This is a genomic window from Pseudorhodobacter sp. E13, assembly GCF_003991405.1.
Lineage (GTDB): Bacteria > Pseudomonadota > Alphaproteobacteria > Rhodobacterales > Rhodobacteraceae > Pseudorhodobacter.
Window position 1 is genome coordinate 21,929 of the sequence record NZ_RPEN01000141.1, and the last position, 25,999, is coordinate 47,927.

Here is a 25,999-nt window from a genome sequence, read left to right on the forward strand (position 1 = left end):
ACTTGCAAGTGGCGATTTCGCGCAAATGATGGCTTTTGATAGCCCTAGTGATGAAACAACTAGCCTGTTAGTATACGGGCCATACTTTGACTTTGAGTCGTTGGCAGAAGTTGTTAGTAGGCTTGACCAAGCTGGTCTCCAATACTGGGATGATTACATTGATCTGAAAGAAGACGTCCCAGAATGGATATCTCTGGCGGTTTTGAGCTCAGATCACCCAATTTCGACCGCTGGTCTGACATAGCTAATTCCCGATGCGAGCGTGATTACAGTTCCAATAGGCGCGACATCCGAACAGGTCAGTGTGGCTATTTCGAAGGCTTTGCAATAATGAGCCGCCTCCATTTTTATGTAACTCCTGCTGACTTGTTAGCTGTCTGCAAGAACGTCGAAGCAAAGTTGGAGTTGAAAATTCTGCCCACGTTCGAGGTGCCGGAGGAAGACTATGCTGGCGAATTCACCGTCTATCATCGCTTCGAAGACTGGATATCTACCTAGCGACTCTTTCATTAATCCTCGGCCCCTGCAGTAAGAAAATGAAAATACACGTAGATAAAGCTGATATTTACCGCGAGGTTTACACACCTCAGGGCAAACTTGTCATATTAAATTGGATTTCCGTTAAAGAGAAATATGGCGTTTCAACCTCTGACAATCTTTGGCTAATTGATGATAGTGGCGAACGAATTTGGATTGCAACAAAGACGGAGACACCGGGAAAACCATATCTGCTTGCGTACAAAGAACCCTTCACAGAGATAGTTCATAACACTGAAGGGGCGTGGGTTGGAATAACCTATTCTGGGGATAACTTTTTGATAGATTTAAATAATGGATTTTGTCAGCACAAGGGCTGGGGCAAATAGTAAACGAAACTCACCATGTTTTCACATCCGCCCTGATTTGGACCACGGGATCACCGATCCCAAAACTATTGCCTTCGATGAGCGGCACACCGACGGTGCCTGAGAGGGTGAACCGCTTGTGATAATACGACAGGCCGATCCCGAAGCCTGCGGCTTTTTCAGTGACGTCGCGGGCGCGATCATGGGTGACCCCCATATCCAGGAAGAGATGTGTCTGGGTCTTGGCCGCCACCTTGCCAGCGATCTCTTCAGGCAGGAAGTTCCAGATGTTAGGCGTGAGGTAGAGATCATTGCGCATGTTGAGGCCCATATCGCCTGTGGCGACAGAGGCCTCATAGCCCCGCACAGTTGAGAACGACCCTAGTGACAATTGCTCCGTGCCATAGAGCGTATGCGGGCTCCATTGGGCACGCAGATCGGTGACCAGGGTGCCTGCCTGCCCAAGCGCGCCCTGACGCTGCCAGCCGGCGTTGATCTTGAAGAACTGCGCGCGGGGAATGTCTGAACCAACGCCAGGCGCGTCCTTGTCGGCCCCAAAGAGCGTGGTGCCAAAGGTCAGCGTCGCGTCATAGGAATTCCGGGCCTTTTCTCCGAGGCGGAGATGTTTGACGCCAAGGTTGAAGGTCGTGAGGTTCTGCGGCGTCAGGCGCAGATCGTTGATGAAGCGGTCACTTTTGCGCAGCCGCAACCCGAAGTTCAGCTCGGTTGTGGACGTCTGATCGCGATGCGCAACATAGCGGGCTTTCAGGCCAGCGGTACGGGAGGTGCCAAAGAGCTCGGAAAGCGCATTGAGCGGTGTCAGGTACTCGGAATAGGCAAGCTCCGTCTCAAATGTCCAATAGCCATAAGGAACAGAGCCGTTAATGCTGAGCGCGTTGGTGTTTTCTGATCCGGAATAGCCAAAGGTCCAGGCATCATTGGCCCCGAAGAGATCGTCCACTTCGAGATCGAAGGAGAGCCTGTTGCGCCCGGTGCTTTCTGAGCCCTGATTGTCCAGCCGCGCATAGCCGCGCACACGATCTTCTTGCACCCGCTGGACAATGACATAGGAGCCGCCGGGCTCTGCGCCCGGTTGCAGTTTCAGGATCGCCTCGACCGAGGCCAGGCGGTTCATCTGATCAAGCCCTTGCTCGAAGTCGCGGAGCTGGAAGAGCTCGCCTTCCGCATTTGGAAAGGCGGTTTTGAGCTGCCGCTCGCCACGCTTGCTTTCGATCTGCTGCTCGGCATCGATCAGCAGAATGTCCTCGACCGTGCCTTCGAGCATGGTGAGGGTCAGTTCACCCGCGGCGAGGTTCTGCGGCGGGATATAGGTCTTGGAGGTGATATAGCCCTGATCGGCATAGGTGGCATCCAGCTCGCGCATCACCGCCTGGATATCCGCGCCTTGCATACAGCGAGGGACGTATTTGCTGGTGATGGCCGCGAGCTCTTCGGGTGAGAGGAGCGTGACACCCTCTACGGTCAACCGATTGATCTGGAAACAGGGTCCGCCTCTCGCTTGGGCGGGTCCTGGATCAGGTGCGCCGCCGCGCCGCTCAAGCGTGCCAAGTTCATTGGTACGCTGTTCCAGCTGCCTGCGGCGTTCTTCTTCGAGTATTGGGTCCGGCACTTGCTGCGCCAGGAGTGGCGCGCTGGTTGCAAACGTGAGGGCGAGGACCATACTTGCCTTGGCGATGCAGCCTCGCCCATATGCGCTTATACCACGCACGCGCCTACTGCCGGATCAGCGGCAGGTCCGCGAAGAACCCGATGGTGTGATTGGGTGCGTCTGAATAGGCATCCGGCGCGCGAACAATTTCCTGGCCATTTTCAAGCTCGACGCTGCCCCCGGCAGTGAGCGTACCGCCTGTGATCTTGGCGGGACGATCACTGGTGACGGTGATATTGCCGGTGTCGGCCACAATGGAACCGAACTGATCGCGCAGGAACACCCAGGCGGCTTTAGAAGCCCAGAAGTTGTAAAGCCCAGCTGGGCGGGTCACCAATGTGGGCACAAGAGCGGCTTCGAGCTCAACGTCCCCTGAGATGATTTCCACGTTGCCAATGGCCAAGACAGAGCCTGCGCGGTTATAGAACTTCTCCGTAGCCTCGATCCTGACATTCTCTGAGGCGTTAAGGCGTCCACCAAAGTAAGCAACAGAGCCCTCGCCATCATAAGAACAGGTCAGAACGCAGGTCCTGCGCACATAGACCTTGCCCGAGCCAAGGCCGATGGTTTCGACGCGCAGGGCTTTGATTTCCAGATCGCCATCATTGGCATTGATATCACCGCCCTGGTTGATGAGAGAGCCGCTGGCCTCGATGCTCACGCCGTCCGTGGCTGTGATCGCCGCGAGTTGATCGGTATTCTCCAGGGTGCCGTAATCATAGGAGACGTAGGACTCGCGCTTGCGCTTGATCCAGAGCGTCCACCACTGGCGTTTGCCCTTGCGGGTGTATTGCACCACTTCGGGGTCTACGGCTCCGTTGGGCGCGTCTACTATATTGAGCACGTCCCCTTCAGCAATGAGCTTCACATCGCCATTGGCCAGGATACGGCCACGGTTGTTCTCGATGTTCACGCCGGTGCGGATCGAAACATCGCCTCCGGCCCCAAATATGACGGCCAGGTCTTCTGCGGTGGTGTTGATCAAACTGCCTTTAACATTGAGCGTGACAGCTCCTGTGCTTTCCGTCTCGGCACTGTCCTTGAGGCCATCGACCTGCACGCCGCCCTGGATCAGGCTGCCGGTATTGGTCAGATGACCCGCGGAGTTCACGCCGAATGTGGTCAGAATGAAGCTGCCATTCTCGGCCTTGAACTCGCTGCGTCGTGTACCTTTGGCAAGCGTGGCCTCATCGGCGGTGACCAGCAAATGGCCAAAGGCATTGGCCACTGTGCCTGTGGCAGTGAACGCTCCTTTGGTATCGAGCTGGATCGATCCTTCCGTGGTGCCAAGCGTGCTCTCAGAAAGGCTCAGGCGCTGATCGGCACTGACCAGGAGATTGCGATGCGCGGCAAAGCTGCTGCCTGCATCGGCAAAAGTCCCTTTGGCCTGGAGCACGATATCGCCCGTGGTAGAGGTCAGGCTGGTTGTACCATCCTCGGTTATGCCAAAGCTCAGATTGCCTTCCGAGCTCAGAAACAGGGTCTGTCCACTCAGGGCAAAATCAAGCCCGGTGAGGCCATCTCCAGTGGCCTCTGTCGCAGCCATGCTAATCGGACCCTCAGAGGCCGTGAGTGTGCTATTATCAAGCGTAATCGAACGCGCCGAGGCCGAAATCCCCGCTGGGGCCTCAATCTTGGCCCCGCTGAGATCAATCCGCCCATCGGCACTGAGGGTAAAGCTGCGCGCCGTGGCATAGCCTTCACCGGCAAAGCGCACCCCTGCGCCTTGATCGCTGACCTCGATGCCGACGCGATTGGCGCGCAATACACCGGGTCGGGTGATCTCCACCAGCACGGCCCCCTCCGAGGTGGCACCTGCGCCGGTGATATTGCCCCAGCTGAGGCCGGTATTGCCGGGCAGCACCGCACTATCAAATTCTGTGCTGGAGCTACCAGCGGCCAAGCGAATGCTGGCTCCCGCGTTTGTGCTTTCATTGGTGATCGGGCCATCAACCCGGATCGAATGGGCAATGAGATCAATCGCATCCATCTGGCCGGACAGGCCACCGCCTTTGACGGTGATGGTGCCGCCATTCACGGTCGAGACCAAATTGTCTTGGAAAATACCCGGCGCGATCTGGCGCTGTGTGGTGGAGATTTGCCCTGTGGTGAGCGCCACGCGGCCTGTGTTCACAAAGCGGCCCCCATCAATGACGATGCCATTGGGATTGGCCACGATAACATGGGCGCGTTGCCCCAGCACTTCGACAGGACCTTCGATGTCCGTGCGGGACGTGCCAGTGACCTCGTTGACGATGGTCCGCGCAGCTTCGGTGCGGTTGTCGAGCTGCACGCCCGGTTTGGGCACGCTGAAATCGCGGTAGCGGTTCAAGCTCACGCCATCCGATGTGGTGGGCGCAATGCCCACTGTGACAGAGCCATCGGCATTGACCACCACATTCGTGTTGGTGCTGCCGTCAGAGACGATCTGGGCAACAAGACTTGCGGGTGAAAAAGAAAAAAGGACGGCCAACGTGAATGCGCTGGCCCTAGAGGATGTTTTCTTCAACCGGATACAGGAGAATGCTGTCTCCCCCTGTGATCGAACGCGTTTCCTGTTCCATCCTGAATTCAATGGAACAAAACACGCTCTAGAACTTAGTCCCAAACGAGGGGCACGGGCACCAAACACAGCCATGGCATCAGTTGCTGCGTGCTTCAGCGGCCCTGGCCTCGGCCGCTGCGATCCAGTCACGGGCCGCTTTCTGGGCCTGGGTGATTTCCTCTGAACTCAGATCGGCTTCGATGCGATCTCGCAGGGCAGGAGCGTCTGGGTGCGCTCGGGCCGCGGCGATATTGGCATAAGTATAGGCTTGCAGCTTATCCGCTTCCGTGCCGGTGCCTGTTTCCAGGGCGAGCGCCACCTCATAGAGACCCATCGGGTTGCCTTGCTCAGCTGTGGTGGAAAAGAGTTCGTAAGCCCTGGCCGCATCGGCTTCGACACCATCACCGGTCTTATAGGCAAGACCAAGGAAGTTCGTGGCCGCGATATGCCCTTGTTCTGAGGCTTGCTGCCAGTACGCGCGGGCTTTGGCCGGGTCCTTGGCAACACCTTTGCCATCGCCATAGGCTGCGCCGCAATTGAATTGCGCATTGGCCTCGCCGGCATCAGCGGCTTTGCAGATAAGCTCTGCCCCTTGCGCATAGTCTCGGATCACCCCCTGGCCATCGAGATACATCAGCCCCAGGCGGTTCTGTGCCAGAGCGCTGTCCTGAGCGGCGGCGACCTTAAAAAGCTCAGCGGCTTGCGCAATATTTGCCTGCGTGCCCAACCCAAGCTCAAACATACGGCCCAGGTAAAACGCGCCGTCCGCATTGCCTTCGTCAAAGCTCGCTTGGAACTCGCGTGCAGCGGTTTGTGCATCGCCGACTTCAAGAGCCGCAATCCCTGCAGGAATGTCCGCCAAAACAACACCCGCGCTCAGCACAGAAAACCCGATAACCAATGACAAACGCGAGATAATTTGCATGTGTAACTTCCTTCAATCGACGTGGCGCTGTTAAACGGATGAATTATCGGAAATAGCCTTCACCCGCAATCAAAACCTAACTCTCACTGGCGCGATACCCGCGCTTGTGTTTCTGGTTGGCAATATCCGCCAGGGCATCAACTGCCTGGCCTTCATCTGAATGGTGATCAATGCGCAGCTGGCCGGAGCTGCCGACGCGCCCCCATTCCCGCACAAGACTGGCCCCACCGAACAGATCGCGCTGCACAGTCATCAGATAAAACCGGCGCATGTTCTTTGCTGGATCAACCCGGCGCAGATGCAGCCGATCGGGGAAGATGTCAAACTGAGGGTCGTCAAATTCCATCAATGCACTATGTCCGGTTTTTCGGCCCTATAGGTCTCAAGCAGATGCGCCCGTGCGGCCTTGCAGGACTGGATCACAGTATTGATCTCTGTTTCCGCGATACGGGTCAGCTCACGGATATGCTTCAGGGTCTCACCCAGACTGTCCGTGCTGGCCGGGGCGGGTGGACATGCGCAGAGCTCGTGAGTGCCCGCCATCATGGCGCGTATCTCGGACAGGTTCCCCACGGCTTTATGCGCTGTTTCGGGGAATTCCATGTAATCCTTCCCCGCGAACAGGCCTTCGATAAAGCCATCCAGCTCCTGGCGGCGGAATTTTGATAACCGGGCCAGATGCTCATAGCTGGGCGGGGCAGCCTTGATCCGTGTCAGTTGAAACGGATTCTGACGCTTCTGATGTTTGCTCAGACCGTTCCAGAGCCCGCCCATCAGCCCACTCACAAGCAGGCGGGCATCTTCCGTATCTTCGAACTCGGGGAGTTCTCCACCCCAAAGCGCTTTGATTTCCTGCATGGGCGTTGCGGCCATGTCCGGCGTCGCGATATTGCCCATGAACCGCGCCCGCACCTCATGGAAGCGCAATGGGCAGTTGTGCTTTTCCAAAAGCACCTTGAGAACCTGGTCACTCAGACGATCAAGCTTCGATGCTTTGGCCATTTCACCGGAATTCTCCCTTTGACGGTTGTGGCAGATGTGTCCTGCGCCACGGTTTTAAGAAAATCTTGTGGATAACCAGATCGCAAGACTTGGACTCTCAAATTATCCCGCTACGCTCGCCATAAGCAAGCAGGGGGAATGCAATGCTGCCGAAAAACTCACGAGACGCCACCTGTGTGTGGTGCGGTGCTGATGCACCGGACGAAACCGCCGGGTGCGGCAACTGCGGGGAAAGCGCTCCGCCGCCGCCCAATCGTCAGGCAAATCGTACCAACCCGGTTTTCAAATCCTGTCGCTCAGGAAACATGCAGGCTGCATGAGCCACGGCAGCAAACGCCCCGTGAATTAGAGCGCGATTCGATGTATTGAATTCAGACTGGAACAGGAAACGCGTTCGAGCGTAGACAGAGGCCGCGTTCTCTTGTTTTTGAATGAACAAAACAACCTCTAATGCGGGCTGGCTTCGCGTACTTTCTTGCTTGAATGAGGCGTCCTTCGCGGCACGGCAGTGCCTCGAACGCGAACTCAGCCAACCAAGACTCCATGATCCTGGGAACTGTGGTGAACCAGCCGCCGCGCAAGGGGTCTCTTCCGTGGGCCGACCGGGGTCTACCCTTGGCGCTACAGTACGAGACTGACCCGCCATCCTGCTGGATTGCTTGGGCAGACGTCGAACCGCCGCGCGTGTCACAAAATGCGCCAATTCGATTTGGCCGTCCGAGCGATCCTACGCTATGATGCGGGTGATGAACTTTGTCTCAAATCGATTTCGGATTACAGGCGCGCTTCTGAGCGTCTTTGGCCTTGTTGTGGGTGCAACGGCTTCGGCCCTTTCCTGGGACGAAGAGATTGTGGCAGGCAGCACGTCCATTAAGGCCGCGCATATGCACGAATTGCGCGGCGCTATCGAGGCAGTGGACGCCAAGATCAAATGGCAGGATGGATCGGGCAACGACATTTACTATGCTGACGGTCAAGTGGGCATTGGCACGGCCACGCCCAATGTCGCTCTACAGATCACAGGCAACGAGGCGGCGCGGATTGTCAGCGCCACGCAGAATGTTTCCAATGCCAGTGCCGAGGATGTGGGCGCATCTTCTACCGTGCAGAGCAATGGGGCCGGTGTTTCACTCACGGCCTTTGGCAGTAATGCCACGGGGAGCTATCGTGCCTTGCCAAAGTCAGGCGCCGTGTTTTTGCGATCCGTCAGCAATCCCGCGCCATCTGCGTTTCTCATCGGGACCGGCGGCAATGTGCCCCTGCGCTTCTTCACCAATGACTATGAGCGCATGACCGTCACCTCAGGCGGCAATGTGGGGATCAACACCACAAATCCCACTGAACGGTTGCATGTAAATGGTGGTGGCCTGTTCAGTGGCGATCTGCAGGCCCGCAGCTTGGATGTGGATTGGGGCGTGGATGTGGGTCGCGATTTAAATGTGGGTTATGGGGCGACTATCAATTACGGACTTGATGTCGGCTATGGTCTGACGGTCGGGTATGGGGCGACCATCAACTACAATCTGATCGTCAATCGAAGGATCGGTGTAGGAACGGCCACTCCGGCAGAAAAACTCCATGTTGTGGGAAATGCTCAGATCGACGGCACCCTGAAGCTGGGCACGCATCATATCTGCCAGGCTGACGATGAAGGAAAACTGCGTTACACGGGCGGTCGGGTGTCATTCTGTGATGGGAGTGCCTGGCAGCTCCTGGCGATTGAATAGCGCAAGTATTCTGCCAGACGCCGCCCGCTTTGGCTGACCCGACCACAAACTGGGGGATTTGCTGTCGGGTCGCCGAGCAGTACCGCGCCCCTGCTGCATCGGGCGCAAATGCGACGTAACAAGAGATCCTCACAGGATGCAACAGTTTGTTGTGTCCTCGCGCGCGCATGCCTCAGGATGTGGTATCGTCATCATCCTGATCGGTCTTGATGAAAAACACCCCATGCTCAGCAAAGCTCACAAAGATGGCCTGAACCGCTGCCGTGCCAAAACCGGCTGCAATTTGCTGGTCAATGGCCCGCGCCACGTCCTCGCTTGATTGCTGTTGGAACATTTCCCGATGCCGGGCGGTGAGCGTGGCGCGCATCAGCTGATCAAACTCCCCCTCTGAAAACGCCGGAAAGGGCGTGTCGGATGGGGTGATTGTTTCGAAGCCCATTTCAATGCATTGATGATATACCGCCTCGGACATACGCGTAAAAAGCAGGTCATCCGCCAGCGATTTCGCGTAATGGCCGATCAGGCTGAAATCGGGTGCAATATCAGACGGGATGTCGTTCAAGGATCCTTTCCTTTCCAGATAGATGCGGTCTTTGCCAAAGCGGAGGCGGAACATCGGGTATGTCCTGTTTTTTTCTGAGCGCCCTGCGTTGCCTTACCGCGGTTGGGCTTCAGATCTTTGCCCCCGACGGCGCGGTTGCTCTGGTGATTCAGAATAAGCCGTTCGTTTAAAGGGGTAAACTCAAATGTCGCGCTGGCCTGATGTGCTTTGCGGAACGCTTGAGTACTGACCACTTTCCGGGCTCGCTGTTGGAGTGTCGGTGCGAAGGAACACTGAACCAGAATTTTCAGTTGAGGCCGCCTCATGGCTTCCGGTCAAACCTGCCGCTGTGCGTTGTTCAGTTTCGTGCTACGGCAATTTCTGCCCCGTTTAAAACGTTCGATCACGTCTCAAAACACACCAGACCCGCCCAATCGAAGGTCGATGGTGCCTTTTTGGTTTTGGAGGATAGCCCTGTCTCTGTCCAGCGTAGCGTGCTCTGTGTGTTGGGAGCATTTGCAGTATGGAAGCGCTTTTGTGCGTGATGTAACGCGCGTTTTGCATTCGGGTACGTCAGCAGCTCTTCATAGAACAGGGTGGCAAGGCGCGCGGCGGACGCATCTGACAGGGGCCAGAGCGCGGCTACAACGTCACCGGCCCCGGCCTCAAGAAAGCTGCGTGCGAGGGACGCAGGATCAAAGCCGTTTTCCCAAACATCCGATAAGCCGGTTTCGCAAGCGGCCAAAAACACGAGTGCGCCGTGCGACAGGCGAGAATGGCCGGTGATTTCGCCTGCGGTAAGGATGGCTCGATTGCGCAGGACTATCCCGTCAGCATCGCCGTCCGACCAGTGGAACCGGCCATGGGTGGCGAAGTGCACGTGGGAATAGGTCTCACCATTGCCAAGCGCCTTGAGCACCCGATCCTTTGTGGCCTCCTCCCCGATCAAAACGGTGCTTTGTGGGAATTGAGCGGTGATGGCCAGGGCTTCAGCCCGTGCAAATGGCAGGTTGTCGTCTGGGTCGGCTACCATGAGGATGTTTGCAGGCATCAGGTCTCTTGAATGCCGCTCTCTTGGAGACGCGGGAATTTTGTTGCTGACGGGCAAAGCAAGGCAAAGTGGCCCGGTGTCAGAGAGAGGCACGAGGTGTACTGGCAAGTGACCCAGCAGGTTGGTGCGCGTGAGCGTGAGAGAATTCAGTGTGCCGGAGCGGATCAGGTGTTCGATGCGGCGCAGAACCGGTGCTATGGCTCGCGCCAGCTTTTTGGTGGTCACATCGATGATGGTACCAAAACCCGCTTCCTGGTTTTCCACCAGGACCGTGAGATAGGCTGGCAACCAGGTGTCTTCGCCTTTGGCAAGCAAGGTGAGCAGGCCATTGCGGGTCAGCTCTGGCAGATCGAAGCGTTCGTGGGTTTCTCCCAGCCGCAGAAACGCCTGTGTCGGAAAATCCAGTGGCGGAACAATGAAAATGAGATGCGCTTCCCCGGGCACAAGGGGGTGAGGGGGTGGCGCGTCCGGGACTGCACGTTTGAGAAGCAGTTCGGAACGCTCCAAGGCGGCGTGGTCTCCAGCGGTGCGCGCCAGTATGAGCACGCAGAGCGACTGGATTTTGTCAAAGAGCGTCGTGATGTCGGCTTGGGCGGAGGCCAGATGATCGTTGCGAACGCAATCGAAGAGGTCATCGAATTGTGCAATGAGCGCTGCGGCACCGCGCCAGTCTCCTAGAAGCGAACGAAGGACGATTTGATTGCTGAGAATTCGCAATCGCTCGGGTTCGGCATCGTGTTGTTCGAGCTCTGCCAAGGCACTGGCGAAGGCTGTTTCGGCGTTTCTGAGGCCGCCCGGGTCGTTGGGGTTTCGGGCGATCCAGGCCGCGCCCAGATCATTGTAGATCGACGCCGCCAATCCGTGTCGAACATCCGGTGGCAGGGATTTTCCGAGGATTTCGCCGGTGTCTTCGTAGTCGGCCAGAACAAGCGCCAAGGCATCCACGGTGTCGGCTGATTGTTTGGGCTTCTTTTCCAAAGCGAATTCGGTGTAGGCGATGCCGAGCCTTCTGAGATCATCGCCGATCAGGGCCAGTTCCACATTCGCGGATTTGTGTTGGCGTGCTTCTGAGAGAACGCCGAGCGCGGTTTCGATCTTGTGTGGGGTGAGCCAGTTGGAATGCGCGATGATCTGGAATTTCAATTCCAACAGCGGGCCGGCTTCATCGGGGGCCAGCCCGCGCTCAAGAATGCCATCGATCAGTTCCAGCTTCTGGTTTTCGGCCGCTTCGGAAACGCTCGGAGCATTGAGCCAGTCGAACACATCTCCGATGGTCACCTCGATGTTGTCGTTGTCGCTCATCCGCCGCACCTTTCATACGCCGAGCCTATCGCGCGGAAATTCCAAGCGCTACTTTCGTATCCGCCAGGGTCAGGACGGCGCCGTCAAGGGCTTTGCCCGGCAGTGCCGTCACAAGCCGCGAAAGAAGCTGCTCTCCCCTTCCTTTCACTGCGATCAACGTGCCGTTACGGCCCAGGTTTTCGAGGTGGAGATCGTTGCCGATGATGGCGAGTGCCAGATGTTCGGACGACACGAAGGCACTGGCACCAGGGATGTTGCTGCGCCCAAGGATCAGCCGCTCGCCGCGTTTGAAAGTGAATTCCGTGGCTTCAGGCTTCGACAATGCCCGCAGCCGAATAGTGAGTTGGTCCTGTGCCTTTGCTGAAAGCAGAGGCTGGTAGCTTTGGCCACACCAGGGGCAGGTATTGCGCTTGCCAGCGACAAACACATGGCCACATTTGTGTTGCACCATATTCTGTAAAGCGCGTCCCAGGGCGAGGCGCCAGTCATTTGCCGAAGGTCGGCCTGCTGGAGTTGCGTTAAAGGCTTTGTCGAACAGGAGCGGCAGATCATTTCCTAAGGCGGTGATCGGCGTTTCACCTTTCTTGGGTCTGCGGCGGCGCTCCGGCCACTTGCCGCTCATCATCACCTTGTCGAATTTCGCGGGAGTCGCAACCTTGAGCCCATCGGTCGGATGGCGGTTGAGCAGCACACAGCTCAAAAGCACCGTCCAGGCAAAGCGGTCGCTGTTTATGGTTGCCGCAATCGGCTTCTTCTGGTTTCGGGCCGTGCGGATTTCCGGGGCGAGAAAGGGGTGCTGGCCGACCATGGTGGGCTGGGGCACGAAAGGGTCTTGCGCGGCAAACCCATCAGTGTCGATCACCCAGACGTCGCCCTCGGGTGTGATGGTAAAATTTGAAGGCGCAACATCGCCATGGGCCAACCCTTGGGCTTCAAGACGCGACCAGTGGCAGGCCAATATCCAGGCGGTTTCCAACCGTTCGGGAAACCGGCGCGGCCGGTCCTGGTCAAGCGCCACGCCCGGGGCACGCAAGGTGAGATAGCCCAGCTCGCCGCGTTTTTCACGCGGAACCAGTGGCGGGCAGACCTGCGGCAGACTTGCACCGATCTGATTGTCGACCATGTAGCGCAGCCGGGCTTTTCCATTGGCATTTTTGTCATCGGGACGATCCAGAACTTTGTAGATCGCAGGCAATCCCGTGATCTCATCCTCTGCATGATACACTTTGCCTTGTCCGCCGCCATCAAAGCTGTCTTTGACGACGCGGAATTTTCGGCCTCCAAAACTCAAGACGTGCTTGCTCATGCCTGGGCCTCCTCGTTCTCAACCAACATGACGGTGAGGGTCAGGTTGTCGGAATGGAGCGGCTGGCCAGTTTCCTTGTCTTTGAGGCTTTCGAGGTGGCTCAGCAGATTGTCGCAGAAGATCTCAGGCCCGGCCTTGTGGATTTGCTCGACGATTTGTTTGTGGCGTGCCGCGAGGCCATGGAGGTTGAACAAATCGCCCGCCCCATCGGACATGGTGAAGATCAGGCTGCCGGGTTCTACACGCATGGAGCCCAATCGGGGGGTGAATGTTCGCCCAGCTTCAAGATGGGCGGTGATGACATTTGACGGCATGTTTGGCGCGTGATGCGGGGCCATCAGGTCCTGTGCCACGCCATCGGGGTGAATGATGCAAATGCGACCATCTCCAAGGCTGGTCCATGTCAGACGGTCGCCATCGACCAATGCCAGCAACGCTGTAGTCAGCCCCTCGATGCCGTCTTCTTCCATTTGATTTGGGCAGCTAGCGAGGGCATCTAGCAAAGCCTGTTCGGCGGATAGTCCAACGGTGAGCCCCATGGTGACGCGGGATTTCAGCTTGCGGGAACAATAGCGCGCGGCGGTACGACCGCCGGGCCGCCCGCCCACGCCGTCGCAGGTAGCTGCGAAGGCGATGCCGTCGGCAACGTCTCGTACGGCATAGGCATCCTGGTTTTCTTTGCGGACTTGCCCGCAATGGGACGCCCCGCCAACCGTCACCCGCCAGGGACTCCGCACGTCTTCCTGTTCTTCACCGCTGATGTTGTCGTCCATGTCTCCGTCCTTGCTTTCCTGCATCTCCTGTTCCGTGGTCTCGGCGTGTTTCTCGCGCCGTATCGCGCGCAGCTCGCGCCAGATGAGCCAGGCAACCCCGGCCAGGAGCAATTGCGGCAGCGCGGCGAAAAACTCGTTGAGAGATGGAAAACTGATCAGGACTTCTGGCCGCCAGCTGGGTTGGGCCGTTTCAGCGGATGGATTGGTGCGAATGGTCAGCGGTGGATGCGGATCGACACGCGGCAGGGCAATCGCATCGCGAGGCGCACCATCCTCCGCGCTTTCCTTCTCTTCATTGCTGGTCTCGGGCAAGTCCAACGGCTGCCAAACAGGTGGATCGGGTGGAAACTGCAGCGTCGCAGGTGGGTTCAGTTTTTCGGGGATCGCGTAGACATCGGCGTTCACGGTGTCGGGCAGAACGAACATCAATGCGGCCAGCGCGACGCCAATCATGAGGTGCGAGCGGCCTGTTTTCTGCTGCGGTTGGCCACCATGAATGAGTGCTAGCAGTTGTTCGGCTTGCGCATTGCGGGTGGCGATCATTTGTTCGGGCGTGTCAGGATCAAACCCCAGGCGTGCCGATTGTACCTGGCAGGCATCGCTGATGGGCCAGCGGCGAATGTCGGAAGACATGTGAGATTTCCTTTCTCAAAACGGGTTTCGGATGACCCAGCTTTGAGAGGGGGCGGGAGTTGCGGGCAGGCGTGGTTCCCCACACCCCAGTGTTTTGAGGCCCGATGGAATCGCCGTTCATTTCCGCGCGCAGCGTCAACGCGTGGGATCCCACGCGTTTTGCGACTCGGGGCGCTCTGATCCTCTGGCCTCGCTGCAATGTCGCAGTGAGAGAAAGGAAAACACCCATGGGAAACACAATGGATTTCGACGCGGCAATGGCCGGTCAGCAACCGGAAAACCCCACACCATCCGACAATGTATTTGCCGACTTGGAACCGCCTGAAGAAGCCTTCAAGGACATGAACATCAAATACGGGCGGCAGCACGTTGTGATCATGCTCGACAATTCGGGCTCAATGAGCAGCAGCGGCAAAATTGATGAATGCAATCTGGCCAAGAACGGGTTGGTGAAAGAAACGGCTGTCCCGGCAAACAAAGATGGCTTTTTAATCACTGAAATTCCGTTCAACGATCGCGCCAAACGGACGGTTTTCGCGCAATCAGCGGTCGGCCTCACCCTGAAACCGGGCCATGCCAGCGGCGGCACCAATTTCGAGGCAGCGCTTCAGCTGGGCCTGCAATCGGTGCAGGAGCTGGACAAACGTCCCAATTCCGATGGCTACAAGTTCTACCGCCCGGTCATGATCCTGATGTCGGACGGGCACAGTCATGCCAGTGACGCGATCATCCGACAGGCCAAGGAAGAGGCGGATATCATCTGCATCGCCTTTGGGATGGATGCCAACACCGCCATGCTGGAAAAGATCGCCTCAGACGGGAAAGCGCACCGGGTTTCGACCAATGGCGGGGATCTCCAAAAATTCCTCGCCAAGGTTGGCCAGACGCTGAGCGATACGTTCCAATCTGCCCGGATCTGATCGGCTATGTCCCGATATTGAAATGACCACGACACGCCCTTGGCTCTGAGCTTTGCCGGTAGTCAGGGGCGCGTTTTTCGTTGAAGATCAGCAGTGAAAGGAAAGACCATGCGCGATGATCAAAACCCAATTGCAGGCCTTGGGCATAACAACCCGCCAGTTCGCGATTTTCCGAAACCGCCCCGCATTCGGAAAGAGGATATCGACAAGTTGGGCAACAAACAGAAATTCGGGAAGCGCAAACATGTGGGTGATACGTTCAAGATGATCCACGCCTTTGGTGGTCTGATGGAGACCCTGGGGCGTCAGGAACCGGCTCCGTTCTTCGAGCAAATCTATGAACCCGATGCAAAAGAACTCGAAGATATCAGTAAGAAACGGGTTCTGGTCGAGGACGATGACAAACGCCCGCCCAGAAGCTGGCGCGAGGATCGCGGCCAGAAAATCCGCTGTGGCCAGATCAGCGTGTCGATCCTAGAAGCAGAGCACATGCTCTATCATCTGAGCGTGGGCGCCGGCAAAGAGGCTGCGTCACTGTTCTCGCCCGAGGATATGGTACGCCTCACACCGAGCCAGATCATCGACCGGATTCTGGAAGCCTCACCCGGAATGATTGCGCCGCCCAGAAACCCGGTGCTGCTGCTGAAACTTCTGGCCGAGCTGCAGGGGGACGGCGCGCCGGAAATCAAACTGGCGAACACGTCTTTGCGTTTGTCGAACCAAGGCGATGGGCGCGGTGACAATCTGCGCGTGAAAGACGATCTGCTACGCATCACGCCGGGCCAGGAATTTATGCTGGATATCCGCTTTGATGCGCCGAAGGAAACGCAGATCTATGTGTTTGAGTTCAGCACGACGGCGCTGGAAGACACTGAGAATGGCGATGAAGTTCTGGCTTTGCCGATGCCCTATCTGGAGCCAAGCGCAACAGGCGTCTACGTGCTGAATTGCGAGAAAAAGCCGATCCGGGCCCGCTCCGCACCCGGCACCTTCGGGTTTGCTGCGATCACCTTCCGACCCGGCAAAGACAAAGATGCGCCCCCTCTGACCTCGTTGCTGGGCGAAGCGGCCACTGCACAGGAATGGCGGCGTGAAGAGCTGAACGCGGTCATCCAGGTTCTGCGTTGGGAATTGGTGCAAGACCAACCACGGCTGTCCCTCGGCATTCTGGACTATGTGAAAGGCTGAGATGGCAAAAACGCCCCAATCCGACAGGCACGAGCTCCAAGGCAATCTGGAGCTCTTGCTTGATGGCGACGCCAAAACCGCCACTGGCCGCTTCGATCACCTGGGCTGGGACATGCACGCAGGTGGCGGGGAAACGAACTGGACGTCCTTGATCGCATCCTTGCATGAGACCTGCCATTTTGAGCTCAACCAATCGACGGCCTACGGCGCGTTACTGATGGCACAGGCCTATCTGATGCGGGAATTGGGCGGCGCAAAACAATTGATCCGGCTGGAGGGGCTGAGGGACCGATGCCGGAATTGCCATGAGATCTATGCCACGCTGCAATCGCTGATGATCGCCCAAGATGCGGGGGTGATGCGGGATGCGTTCGTAGAGGCCTATCTCGATTATCGCGACTGGCTGGAACAGGGCGAGGCATTGATTGCAGGGCTTCATAGCCGTTTTGCGCGCATGGCCGCACTGGCCGCCGTGATCAAGGGGTGTTTTCAGACACCTGTCCTCGTTTACGCTACACAAATCGGCCTGGAAGACTACGTGGTCGATGACTTGCCGCAGGACGACTTTCCTGATCAGAGACTGGCAATACTGACCCCAATGCTGACCGAAGATTTCTGGCAAACCGCCGTGAACGATTTCCTCACGCAAACCGAAGATGACACGGCCAAGGCCCTGCTGACCAGCGCCGAGACAGCGGAGACGTCCAGCAGGGAAGCTGACCAAACCTTGCTCGGGATTGAGTTCGAACCGTTCTCAGTTGAACTAAGCGCATTTCTGGAAACCCGCATCGCACAGCTGGTCGAACGCGCCGGTCAAGCCAGCCTGCATTCCACTGATTACGTCTCCTATTGCCAACCGCTCCTGGATCAATGCGACGCGCTGGCACCCTTCAAAACCGCCACATCCACATTGCGTCTGCCATCCTCAGATAAGGGCAGCGATACGGACGCGCTGGAGGCGCAATTGTCAGAAACCCTGGTCACTGGCCCGCCGATACCGGCCCGGGTTTGCCTGTTCGACGATTTGCCTCGAACTGACTGGGATCGCTTCATTTCGCGCCATGAGGATCGAGAGGTCATTTTTGTGGCCTCGCGGACCAAAGATCGCCTCAAACAACAATATGATCTGGACGCATCCGCAATGCAGGCGCTGGAGCAAATCCGGCAGGACTATCTGGTCTATATGGTGAAAGCGGTCAAACGCAACGGCCAGCATGTCATGGATATCTGTCTCTTCAGCAAACCCGGGCAACTTCTGATCATCGACCGGATCCTCAAAAAAGGCATCCTGGCCTCAACCTCAATGCTGCTCTTGTCAGACAAGCACTGGCAGGAGCAGTGGCACGACCCCATCGCCAATGCCGCCACTCAGATCATCCTGTTTGACCTGTCGCCGCTTGATCACCTGGAACGGTCACTGGCCACATTGTTCGCAGACATCTCCTACAAGAAATACCGCATTGAGCAGGGCGAGATCGAGCTGGCCTGTCTGGTTTTTGCTGCAAGCGCACCAAACTTGACCTCGATATTCGTTGCCCCCTGTAGCGACGCCGTTGCGAATGGCATCATCCGGCACGTTGAGACGGATGACCGTCTGAACAAGTCTGACAGCACCAGTTGGAGTCCAGACGGCCCGGTGTTCGACCAGCTAAGCGATGCAATGCCACTGCTCCTGAGCGCGCTGTTCCTGCATGAGACGCGGTTTGACTTCAAAGCGCTGCAGTCAGAATTCGGCGCACTGGGATTCGAAGACGGGCGCTTTCTGACGACCGAATAGACGGGCAAAACCATGCTGTCGAAACCAACCCTATCAAAACAGCGACAATTGCCGCGACTCCTCGACATAGCGCTGCCAGTCGGCGCTCCTGGACGCATCATCCAGCCAGTCCGACACGAACGCCACGACATCGCCACCCCAATCGGCGAAGGGGTCTTCGCCGTGCAAAAACAGCGAGCGATAACCGGTTGCCGTGACCGGCAGCTTCACCTTTCCTTCCGAGCGCAGCTCAACATGATGGGTGCGCAAGCCGGCGCAACGACCAAGCCAGCAGGCATTGTAGCGGATGTGCAGACCGATGCCCTGCCATTCAGAGGTGAATTCGAAATAACCGGGGTCTTCGGTGACAGTATCCACTGCATTGCCCACCTCCTCAGTGACCACACGTGTTTTGTCTTCGACGGAGTTTTGTGTAGTTTCACGGGCCCGATCCGAACTTTTCTCCATGCCACAAGGCTACGCGGCAACGGCAGAAAGCCAATATCTGCACAGCTCTTGCGCGTGCGCCAACGGGTGGGTGGGGCAGCCCGGCACGGGCGGGAAAGCCTCGCCCGCAACCCAGCGGCACAAATCTGCAGATGCTGCCCGCTCGACTTCATTAAGACTTCATTAAGTTTTTCGGCGTGCTCGAGACGCGTGACGCCGCGCGGTCGATAGGCTTTGGTCAACATAATTTCAAAACCATGACAGATAATTACCGACACAACCAAGGTCCGGATAACGGCCAAAACAACGAGCACCGCATCACCATTTCCGCCGCGCGCCGGATGCTCGGAATGCTGGGCCGCAACTACTCTGACGACGACATGGTCGAAATCATCAACGTGCTCTACGGCATTGCTGAAGAAGGATTTGAGATCTACCGCGACATCGACACTGATGGTAAGTGGAATGGTCCGAGAATTGATGATTCAGATGAGTAGGAACGCCAGGACTTCGGCCTCAAAGGTGTTCCATTCAGAAACCAGTTCCCCAGCCAACTGTTCTCTATCGACTCCGACATCCCGGTTAAGCCGGTACAGGAGCGTCAATTCGGGTGTTCCATCGACCAGATCACGGTAGGTTGGATGCTTTTTGAAGATAAACCCCCACAGATTCTCGATCTTCTCCTTGGTGGGCGCGTTCATCGCATGCTCCGTGGGGTGTTCCATCAGCTTTTTTGCGACGTCGAAGTAAGCGTCGATTTCGTCCTCTCGGATGGTCGTTGACGTCAGCTTCTTTCGGGTTGCCTTGATCGTCGCCTCCAATTCCTCAACTTGGGCCTCAAGCTTCTGCTGAACCAAGCGGGAGTTACTGGTCGCGATGCGGTCCAGCAAAGATTCCTGTCGGCCCTCAAGGGCAGCAATATGCTGAGTGATTTGATCGCTTTCGCTCTTTCGGGCGCGGTTTTTCTGGATCCAAACGTCTCTCACAACTTCCCGGAACAGCGGCAGAAAACCGGGCTTGGCCTGTAGTCGGTCCAAATAATTGGCAACAGTCTTCTCGAACTCGTTCTTGTTAACGCCAAAGTATCTGTGACCACGGCTGCAATGATAGTATCCGAAGTAATTCCCTGACTTTCCTTTCGAGCGCGATGCCACCAAGGGACGGGCACATTCCGGACAGGTGACGACGTGGCGGAGCAGGAATTCGGGATTGTGGCGACGGCTGACGTAGGTCTCACGGTCTTCCGAAATTTCAAGAGAACCGTCCTTGTGTTGTTTGATGCGTACCTTGCCACGGTTGGCTCGGTTGAACAGGTCAATTGAAATCAACGGCTCAATTGGAGCTAGTACTGGCTTGTCCTGATTCCAGCGCTCGCAGCGGACACCGCAGTAGATCAGTCGAGAAATGTAGCGGTTTAGCTGCTTAGGACAAAGCTGCTTCTGCCGGGTCTGCCCTAGTACGCGCCTTGTATCCTTGTCATAGATATTCGTTGGGCGGGATTGATAGCCCATCGCGTTGATTGCTTCGCAGATCGCATCGTCGCGCCAGCCACCTTCAGCTTTCAGCTCGAACATTCGGACAATCCAAGGCCCTTCCAACTCGTGGGGCACCAGGATGGTCTTCTTCTTGCCGTCTTCGGTGGTGATCTTCCGATTGCGATATCCGAAATTTGCGGCGCGACATTGATACCCGTCACGCGTCAATTGAATCTGCTGTCCGATTGTGCGTGTCAGAATATCGGATGCTTCGGCGCGGGCCTTCTCTGCCATGAAGATTTCAGCGTAATGGCTCGGAGATTCGATAGACCACTGATACTCAACGCCGAGATGCTCCAATCGGTTTCGTTCCGGCTGGATGATGCCGGTTGTGTCGACCAGCCGCACGTTTAGTTCCCTCAACTGACGTTTCAGGGCAAGATAAATTTCAGTACCACCCCTAGTGAAGCGGTCGATATCGCCCACAATCACCGCGTCTATGTCGCGGTTTTCCGACAAAAATTCGAAGAGTTCGTCGAGGATACGGCGATCTGACTTGCGACCGGAGTAGTGCTCGATGAAATATCGGACGATATCGATCCGTTCTCGTCGCGCCACGAATTCTACCTTGCGGCGCTGTGTTTCGATGCTCTCGCCTTCTTGGAACTGCTTGTCCGTAGACACCCGCAACAACGCCACCCCGAACCGTTGTGCCGAAGTCGTTGGGGGAATGGACATCTGGAAAGGTTCAAGTACGAGGTTTGAGGCTGGTGTGCTGGCGGCAAAGATTATTCCAGAGCAGCAAGCTATCACCGCATAACATCGTAGCCGGTGACCGTGCGATCAGGCGCAGCCGTTCGAGTTCCGTTTCGGTCAGGGTTTCGATCTGCAAACCCATTGGCAGTTTGTTCAACAATGCCTGCAGCTCGGCCATTTCGTCGGCCTTGGCCTGCAAGAGCGCCATTTCCTCGGGAGTGATTTCCGTCAGCCGGGCAGATCGGTTCCTCATGTTTGGTAATTTTATTTTTAGAGCAACGGTTCAGCAAGCCAATCCGTGACAAACTGCCTTGCACGTCATGGCGAAAGCAAGTGTCGACTCCTTTGCCGCGATTGCTGGGTCAACTCCAACTCGCGGTACTGTTTGCCAACGCTGTGGCCGCGTTCATAGGTTTCGACTTCTGTGTGTGAATATCCATCGGGAATGGAATCTTTGCCATCAAAGCCGTCTCGCCAGCCTCGCTCAAAGACCCGGCCACGTGGCACTTGTTCGCCAGGGATTAATTTAGATCGACAGGACAACTCATAGGCGATCCCGTCTTCGTGCCTTCGCAGGGCGTGATTGTAGGTTTGCCGATACGCAGCCATGTAGGCCACCCGATACTGAGTGGACATCAGAGACTTCAAGAAACGTGGTCGCGGCTGCCGTGGGAGATCAAAGGCTACGTCGAACTCAGCATCATTGCGGGCGTCGTGGTGTCCATCCCAACTAGCGCTCATGGCTTTTCTCCTGTTCCTCTCTAGCCGCTTGCATCGTTTCAGCATTGGCGCGCCATTCCATGAGCGTCCGAAAATCGTCTTTTCCTTTGGCGTACCCTTGCTCATAGGCATCGTAGAAGGTGGGAACCAACTTTGGGGCTAGCAGGATCAGCTCCATCGGTGTGCGCATGGCGCGCGGTTTCCCGTCGATTCCTCGGGCGTAACCCTCGGTGAATCCTGCATCGCGAATTTCGTTTTTGTTCATGCCGATATTTCCTAGTCGCGTTCAAAGTCCTGGTCGTCATTTTGCATGCGATGAAGCCGAACGCTTCCGCTGACCGTGAGCGGCAGAGTTCGACGGTGGTGCCTGCCGGTCATGAAACCGAGTTCATAGCCAGCTCGATAAGCGTGCAGATCGCGACCCGACCCGAATATTTCGTCTTCTTGGGTTCTTTGCTGTGTCCGGCCTTCGAGGGCATCAAACCAGCCGTCAGAATAGCCTTCATCACGGGCGCTTTTCTCTCGGGATTCCATGGGGTTCATAGCTACAGTTGAATGAGACGAGGTGTGCGTCCGCCCGTTTGAGGCAACGGTGCGGGCGATTTCTTTGCGCGATGGCGTAGATCGGCGCGCTGGTAGTACCGTTTGGTTTTCAACAGGATGGGCAAACGGTTCGAGTACAAAAGCAGTGCTTGATTTTCATCCATACGGATGATGTCGCTGGCCGCCATCAGGGGAGCCTTGTCGGTTCGACCGAGCCGTGCTTCCAGATTTCTGGCGGTGTCGAGGGACGTGCCGGGCAAATAGATTTCGCTGCCTAGCCCCTCGATGATGGTGCGGGCGTTGTGCGGGCCGTAGCGCCCCTCCAGCTGGGCCAGTGATTGTAGAAAGAGGGAATAGCTGACCTTGTATTTGCGGGCAGTGGTGGCAAATACCTCAAAGCCAGGGATCTGCAGGTGCCCAAATTCGTCAAGGAACAGCCAGACCGGGCGACCGGGATTGGCTGGATCCTTCAAAAGCGACTTGAATAGGTCGGCATAGAACAGGTTGAGCAGAAAGGCGTAGAGCTCCATCTGTGTCTGGTTGACCATCACATAGAGCGCGATCGGTTGCTGGCGTAGCTCGCTAAATTTGAGGGTATTGGTGGCAGTCAACGCGGCCATTTCCGGCGTCGCGATAGCATCAAGTGCAACATCGGCTGTCATAAGGACAGACTGAATGGTCTTCAGGTTTCCCTGCACGAAAGCCCGATACGCGGCGAACGTGCTCTGGTCATTTTGCGTGGCGGCCAAAACGAAGCGATCGATCTGGCCGAGTTGCCCTTGCGGTGCGACATGGGCATCAAAACCCAGGACCAGGCGGCGGAGATTTGCTAGGTTCCGAAAGGCTGGATCGGGCTGATTCAACAGGCACTGCGCTAGAATACGGATCAGTTTTTCAGCTGATTGATCCCAGAAAGGATCGTGAGCGGCTTGCCCCATGGTGCGACCGCTTGCTGAGCGGACAAGAGTCTTGGCCAAATCTGCCAGATGTTGAGGGGCGGTAGCGTTGGCAAGTGGGTTGTAGGTTTCGGAATGGGCCGGATCCATCAGGTTTAGAACGCGGATCAGGTAACCGCGGCTGGCCAAGTATCCCGAGCTGGCCTGATAGAGCTCGCCCGAGGTATCAGAGATCACGAAACTTGGCTGCTTGTTCGGAGGGGACAACAAGTTGGGCAGCACGAAGGTCGAGCTTTTGCCGCGTCCCATACCGCCCTGAACCAACAAGCTCTCGTAGCCTGCCGTCTCGGTCAGGCGCGCCGACCGGCCGTCAACCAGAGGCCCTTGATTGGACGCATTTAGCAAGCGCCAACGCTCGAACCAGCCCATGAAGCGGGTTGATGGCAGGTTCAGTCCGGCCAGCCAGCCAAACGATAGGCCAAAGGCTTTCAGCAGTAGGCCTAGGCCCTTGAGAAGGCCGATCAACAACAAGCCGATCAGTTTGAAGAATCCGACGAAGATCGAGGTTACGAATTCCCAGATTCCCCGAAACAGTTGATTGACGCCCCGCTGGAAGGCAGGCCATGCAAAGTAGGCGACCACTGCGACCAGCAGTAACCCTGCCGGAGTGAGCGACAACAGGAACACTGGAACCAGCGGAAGGATCGACACGATCAGAATGACTTTTAGAAAACCTTGGTTGAATGCTTTCATGCTCGCGTCTCCTTGGAATTCGTCCAGCCCTGCACGGTCTTTGTGCATGGCCATTCCCGGCTACCGCGTTCGGTGAATGGTGTAAGGAGACGGGGTTCCGCTAACCCCTAGAAGCGCTCTGGCAGATCGCGTTCAGGATCGACCAGTTGCTCGCGCGCGGCTACACCCATCCGCCGTCGAAGAATTTGCTGGGCGCGGGCGTCGAGGGGCGGATTTTCATTGGGCACGGTCCGACCGCCGCGTACCAAGTCGATCGCCAATAACGCGTCGGAAAGACCCAATGTTTGCAAACGATAGCGTTTCCCGGTTCCCCGGTCGATAACGCCGATAGTCTTCCCGCGCTCATACAGCTCAAAATCATTCTGGTTCAATAGCTTGATCAGATCAGAACGATCGGAAGCCAAGCCAATCGCCTCCTGGACCTGCTGATAGACCTGCTGCTTTCTCGACGGTTTCTTGGTCCGTCGTACCATCTCTCCTTCTCGGCATGGTTGCCTCGGGGACTGTTTTTCATGCTCGTGCCCGTAGATCACCCGCGCTTTCAGCTGAGGGAGGTTTTCCGCTCGCCAGCGTTCCAGATCCCGCTGAACGTGTGCAAAGATGGACCGCTCCATCCGCACGCGTCGGTCTGAGCGGACGGAATTGGCGGAGATCATCAGATGAATATGAGGGAACTCCGTGTCATGATGAACCCGCCCCCATGCCAGTTGATGCGGAGCGCGTTGCTGGCAATATTTCTCGGCAAGCGCGTGTAAGGCAGTCTCGACGGTATCAGCTGCCAAGTGCGGCTGCGGCTCCAGCACGATCACCTCGTGATACAGGGCGTTGCCGCCCTTGCGCTCGGGCAAGTAGCGGTAGTTGTCCAAAAACTGCGCGACAATTGGCGCAGTGTCGCGGCCGTCGGCGTAGAGATTTCGCACGAAGGAGGTGCCGGAAGCCGGACCTGGTTCGCGCCCTATGTAGGACGCAAGTTGCGCGAAGGTCGGTGTCTTCCGCGACATGGATTTAATGATCATTCTCGATGCCAGAGAGCACCTTGATCGTCGTGCCATCGTCGAACTTGGTGACCGCGGCTTCAAGCATCGAAAGTTGCTGCATGGTTTTGACCGTCAGTGTGTCATCCGATTGCTTCAAGGCACCTTGCTTGCGGTTCTGAATGTAACCGAGGCGCGCAAGTTGATTTAAGTTGTTGCCGATGCGCCGAAGTTCAGCGACCAGTTCCCGTTGCAGATCGGCGATCTCGCCGGTCGCAATCGCGCGATCGCTGCAATAAGCCTGCGACTCTGCCCAAACTTGGCCCCATACAGACCGCCCAGCGTCGTCTGCGCGCAACTGGGCCGCTTCGTATTCATCTGGTGAGACCGTACCAAAGATCCGTTTCACCTTCTTCGAATAGCTCTGCCAATACTGGCGGCGGTAGGAGGCGCGTTCTGCTTCCTCAGACTTCTCCCGCGCGTGGGTCGCATCCGAGGATAAACGCAAGCCTTGGCTCAGAGCCCGACCGATCCCGATGGGTTTGTTTCTCATGGAATATCCGAAGTCTACCGCCGCATGACATTGGCAGCAAACTTTGTGCAGACTTCGCGGTCATGGTAGGGACGGGGTTCCGTCGACTGCTGGACACCAAGGAAATTCGGAGCTTTCTCTAGACGCTAGTCGTGGATAAGGTAGCATAAACGCGAGCAAATTTAGTTGGAACCTCATGACCGAAGCGCAGAAACAACGACTTGAAAGCCAGCTTTGGAAGATCGCGAACGAACTTCGCGGCAAGATGGACGCTGACCAGTTCCGCGACTACATTCTCGGCTTCATTTTCTACAAGTACCTGTCCGAGAAGCAGTACATCTTCGCCAACAAGCTCCTCGAAACCGAGGAGGTGAAGGACTACCGCCTCGTCACCGACGCGGATGACCTTGAAGCCATCCGAGAGGAAAGCCTCGAGAAGCTTGGGTACTTCCTGAAGCCACAAGAGCTTTTTTCGGCCATCGCAGCGCGTGGGAACGTCAAGGTCGATGAGGATGACGAAGAGACTGCTGGCAACTTCATACTCGAGGATCTCCAAAGCATCCTGAATGCCATCGAGCAGAGCACGATGGGAAGTGAGAGTGAAGACGACTGTTGATTGCCACTGAGAATTGACCCGGCATTGTCACCGAGAACTGACCCACCCAGTGGTTATGTTCTGCGTGTCATGATGGCGTCAATGCTGGTGTTTCCTTCCGTTTC

At 56.8% G+C, this 25,999-nt stretch carries 25 protein-coding genes; 9 read left to right on the forward strand and 16 right to left on the reverse strand.

The annotated features are described in order from the left end of the window. The first annotated feature begins 183 nt into the window (after positions 1-183). Both EGN72_RS03100 and EGN72_RS03105 read left to right on the forward strand, forming a co-directional pair. The gene (locus EGN72_RS03100; RefSeq protein ID WP_127045189.1) at positions 184-498 is read left to right on the forward strand and encodes a hypothetical protein; all 315 of its coding nucleotides are present in this window, start codon (positions 184-186) and stop codon (positions 496-498) included. 38 nt (positions 499-536) lie between these two features. Continuing rightward, positions 537-866 carry a hypothetical protein gene (locus EGN72_RS03105; RefSeq protein ID WP_127045190.1) on the forward strand — a complete coding sequence of 110 codons (330 nt, stop codon included), beginning with the start codon at positions 537-539 and terminating at the stop codon, positions 864-866. Positions 867-876: 10 nt separating this feature from the next. Here EGN72_RS03105 and EGN72_RS03110 read toward each other — a convergent pair whose 3' ends face one another. From EGN72_RS03110 to EGN72_RS03130, 5 genes are all read right to left on the reverse strand, one after another. Next, the gene (locus tag EGN72_RS03110; protein WP_127045191.1) at positions 877-2,526 is read right to left on the reverse strand and encodes a ShlB/FhaC/HecB family hemolysin secretion/activation protein; all 1,650 of its coding nucleotides are present in this window, start codon (positions 2,524-2,526) and stop codon (positions 877-879) included. A 52-nt stretch (positions 2,527-2,578) separates the two neighbouring features. Continuing rightward, positions 2,579-4,987, reverse strand: coding sequence for a filamentous hemagglutinin N-terminal domain-containing protein (locus EGN72_RS03115; RefSeq protein ID WP_158623123.1), 2,409 nt, complete (start codon positions 4,985-4,987; stop codon positions 2,579-2,581). A gap of 169 nt (positions 4,988-5,156) precedes the next feature. Next, positions 5,157-5,984, reverse strand: a complete 828-nt coding sequence (locus EGN72_RS03120) for a tetratricopeptide repeat protein (protein ID WP_127045193.1) — start codon at positions 5,982-5,984, stop codon at positions 5,157-5,159. 76 nt (positions 5,985-6,060) lie between these two features. Further along, positions 6,061-6,330: a WGR domain-containing protein gene (locus EGN72_RS03125; protein ID WP_127045194.1), complete on the reverse strand. Its 270-nt coding sequence runs from the start codon at positions 6,328-6,330 to the stop codon at positions 6,061-6,063. After that, on the reverse strand, positions 6,330-6,986 hold the full coding sequence (locus EGN72_RS03130) for a hypothetical protein (protein ID WP_127045195.1): 657 nt from the start codon (positions 6,984-6,986) through the stop codon (positions 6,330-6,332). Before EGN72_RS03130 ends, EGN72_RS03125 begins: the two co-directional genes overlap by 1 nt. A 746-nt stretch (positions 6,987-7,732) precedes the next feature. On the opposite strand from EGN72_RS03130, the gene EGN72_RS03135 reads away from it, so the two are divergent. Next, positions 7,733-8,713: a hypothetical protein gene (locus tag EGN72_RS03135; RefSeq protein WP_127045196.1), complete on the forward strand. Its 981-nt coding sequence runs from the start codon at positions 7,733-7,735 to the stop codon at positions 8,711-8,713. Positions 8,714-8,885: 172 nt separating this feature from the next. On the opposite strand, the gene EGN72_RS03140 is transcribed toward EGN72_RS03135, so the two are convergent. The 4 genes from EGN72_RS03140 to EGN72_RS03155 all read right to left on the reverse strand — a co-directional run bounded on the left by EGN72_RS03140 (position 8,886) and on the right by EGN72_RS03155 (position 14,319). After that, complete coding sequence (locus EGN72_RS03140; protein WP_127045197.1) at positions 8,886-9,329, reverse strand: hypothetical protein; 444 nt, start codon at positions 9,327-9,329, stop codon at positions 8,886-8,888. Positions 9,330-9,657: 328 nt separating this feature from the next. Next, on the reverse strand, positions 9,658-11,607 hold the full coding sequence (locus EGN72_RS03145) for a CHAT domain-containing protein (protein WP_127045198.1): 1,950 nt from the start codon (positions 11,605-11,607) through the stop codon (positions 9,658-9,660). A gap of 25 nt (positions 11,608-11,632) precedes the next feature. Beyond that, positions 11,633-12,913 (reverse strand): hypothetical protein, encoded by a 1,281-nt coding sequence (locus EGN72_RS03150; protein WP_127045199.1) that lies wholly within the window; start codon positions 12,911-12,913, stop codon positions 11,633-11,635. Further along, the gene (locus EGN72_RS03155; RefSeq protein WP_127045200.1) at positions 12,910-14,319 is read right to left on the reverse strand and encodes a PP2C family serine/threonine-protein phosphatase; all 1,410 of its coding nucleotides are present in this window, start codon (positions 14,317-14,319) and stop codon (positions 12,910-12,912) included. Before EGN72_RS03155 ends, EGN72_RS03150 begins: the two co-directional genes overlap by 4 nt. A gap of 239 nt (positions 14,320-14,558) precedes the next feature. Here EGN72_RS03155 and EGN72_RS03160 point away from each other — a divergent pair, with 239 nt between their 5' ends. From EGN72_RS03160 to EGN72_RS03170, 3 genes are all read left to right on the forward strand, one after another. Next, positions 14,559-15,239: a vWA domain-containing protein gene (locus EGN72_RS03160; RefSeq protein WP_158623125.1), complete on the forward strand. Its 681-nt coding sequence runs from the start codon at positions 14,559-14,561 to the stop codon at positions 15,237-15,239. Between the two features lie 210 nt (positions 15,240-15,449). Next, positions 15,450-16,427, forward strand: coding sequence for a hypothetical protein (locus EGN72_RS03165; RefSeq protein WP_127045202.1), 978 nt, complete (start codon positions 15,450-15,452; stop codon positions 16,425-16,427). Between the two features lies 1 nt (position 16,428). Continuing rightward, a complete protein-coding gene (locus EGN72_RS03170) occupies positions 16,429-18,204 on the forward strand; it encodes a hypothetical protein (RefSeq protein WP_127045203.1) in 1,776 nt (591 codons plus the stop codon). 33 nt (positions 18,205-18,237) lie between these two features. Here the strand turns inward: EGN72_RS03170 and EGN72_RS03175 are convergent, their stop codons facing one another. Continuing rightward, the gene (locus tag EGN72_RS03175; RefSeq protein WP_158623127.1) at positions 18,238-18,651 is read right to left on the reverse strand and encodes a hypothetical protein; all 414 of its coding nucleotides are present in this window, start codon (positions 18,649-18,651) and stop codon (positions 18,238-18,240) included. Positions 18,652-18,887: 236 nt separating this feature from the next. Here EGN72_RS03175 and EGN72_RS03180 point away from each other — a divergent pair, with 236 nt between their 5' ends. Beyond that, positions 18,888-19,127: a hypothetical protein gene (locus EGN72_RS03180; protein WP_158623128.1), complete on the forward strand. Its 240-nt coding sequence runs from the start codon at positions 18,888-18,890 to the stop codon at positions 19,125-19,127. Here EGN72_RS03180 and EGN72_RS03185 read toward each other — a convergent pair. The 3 genes from EGN72_RS03185 to EGN72_RS03195 form a co-directional block, all read right to left on the reverse strand. Next, on the reverse strand, positions 19,116-20,843 hold the full coding sequence (locus EGN72_RS03185; protein ID WP_127045206.1) for a recombinase family protein: 1,728 nt from the start codon (positions 20,841-20,843) through the stop codon (positions 19,116-19,118). The two genes, EGN72_RS03180 and EGN72_RS03185, sit on opposite strands and share 12 nt — an antisense overlap. A gap of 10 nt (positions 20,844-20,853) precedes the next feature. Continuing rightward, entirely contained in the window at positions 20,854-21,114 is a 261-nt protein-coding gene (locus EGN72_RS03190; RefSeq protein WP_127045207.1) for a hypothetical protein, read from the reverse strand. A 477-nt stretch (positions 21,115-21,591) separates the two neighbouring features. Continuing rightward, positions 21,592-21,846, reverse strand: coding sequence for a hypothetical protein (locus EGN72_RS03195; protein ID WP_127045208.1), 255 nt, complete (start codon positions 21,844-21,846; stop codon positions 21,592-21,594). A 50-nt stretch (positions 21,847-21,896) separates the two neighbouring features. Here EGN72_RS03195 and EGN72_RS19440 point away from each other — a divergent pair, with 50 nt between their 5' ends. Next, a complete protein-coding gene (locus tag EGN72_RS19440; protein ID WP_233587009.1) occupies positions 21,897-22,136 on the forward strand; it encodes a hypothetical protein in 240 nt (79 codons plus the stop codon). On the opposite strand, the gene EGN72_RS03200 is transcribed toward EGN72_RS19440, so the two are convergent. The 3 genes from EGN72_RS03200 to mobC all read right to left on the reverse strand — a co-directional run bounded on the left by EGN72_RS03200 (position 22,127) and on the right by mobC (position 25,300). Further along, complete coding sequence (locus EGN72_RS03200; protein ID WP_158623130.1) at positions 22,127-23,773, reverse strand: type IV secretory system conjugative DNA transfer family protein; 1,647 nt, start codon at positions 23,771-23,773, stop codon at positions 22,127-22,129. The two genes, EGN72_RS19440 and EGN72_RS03200, sit on opposite strands and share 10 nt — an antisense overlap. A 107-nt stretch (positions 23,774-23,880) precedes the next feature. Continuing rightward, positions 23,881-24,789: a relaxase/mobilization nuclease domain-containing protein gene (locus tag EGN72_RS03205; RefSeq protein WP_158623131.1), complete on the reverse strand. Its 909-nt coding sequence runs from the start codon at positions 24,787-24,789 to the stop codon at positions 23,881-23,883. Continuing rightward, positions 24,779-25,300 carry a plasmid mobilization relaxosome protein MobC gene (mobC, locus tag EGN72_RS03210; RefSeq protein WP_127045211.1) on the reverse strand — a complete coding sequence of 174 codons (522 nt, stop codon included), beginning with the start codon at positions 25,298-25,300 and terminating at the stop codon, positions 24,779-24,781. The genes EGN72_RS03205 and mobC overlap by 11 nt, the downstream gene beginning before the upstream one ends. A 175-nt stretch (positions 25,301-25,475) precedes the next feature. On the opposite strand from mobC, the gene EGN72_RS03215 reads away from it, so the two are divergent. Continuing rightward, positions 25,476-25,895: a type I restriction-modification system subunit M N-terminal domain-containing protein gene (locus tag EGN72_RS03215; RefSeq protein WP_127045212.1), complete on the forward strand. Its 420-nt coding sequence runs from the start codon at positions 25,476-25,478 to the stop codon at positions 25,893-25,895. The last annotated feature ends 104 nt before the right edge of the window (positions 25,896-25,999 follow it).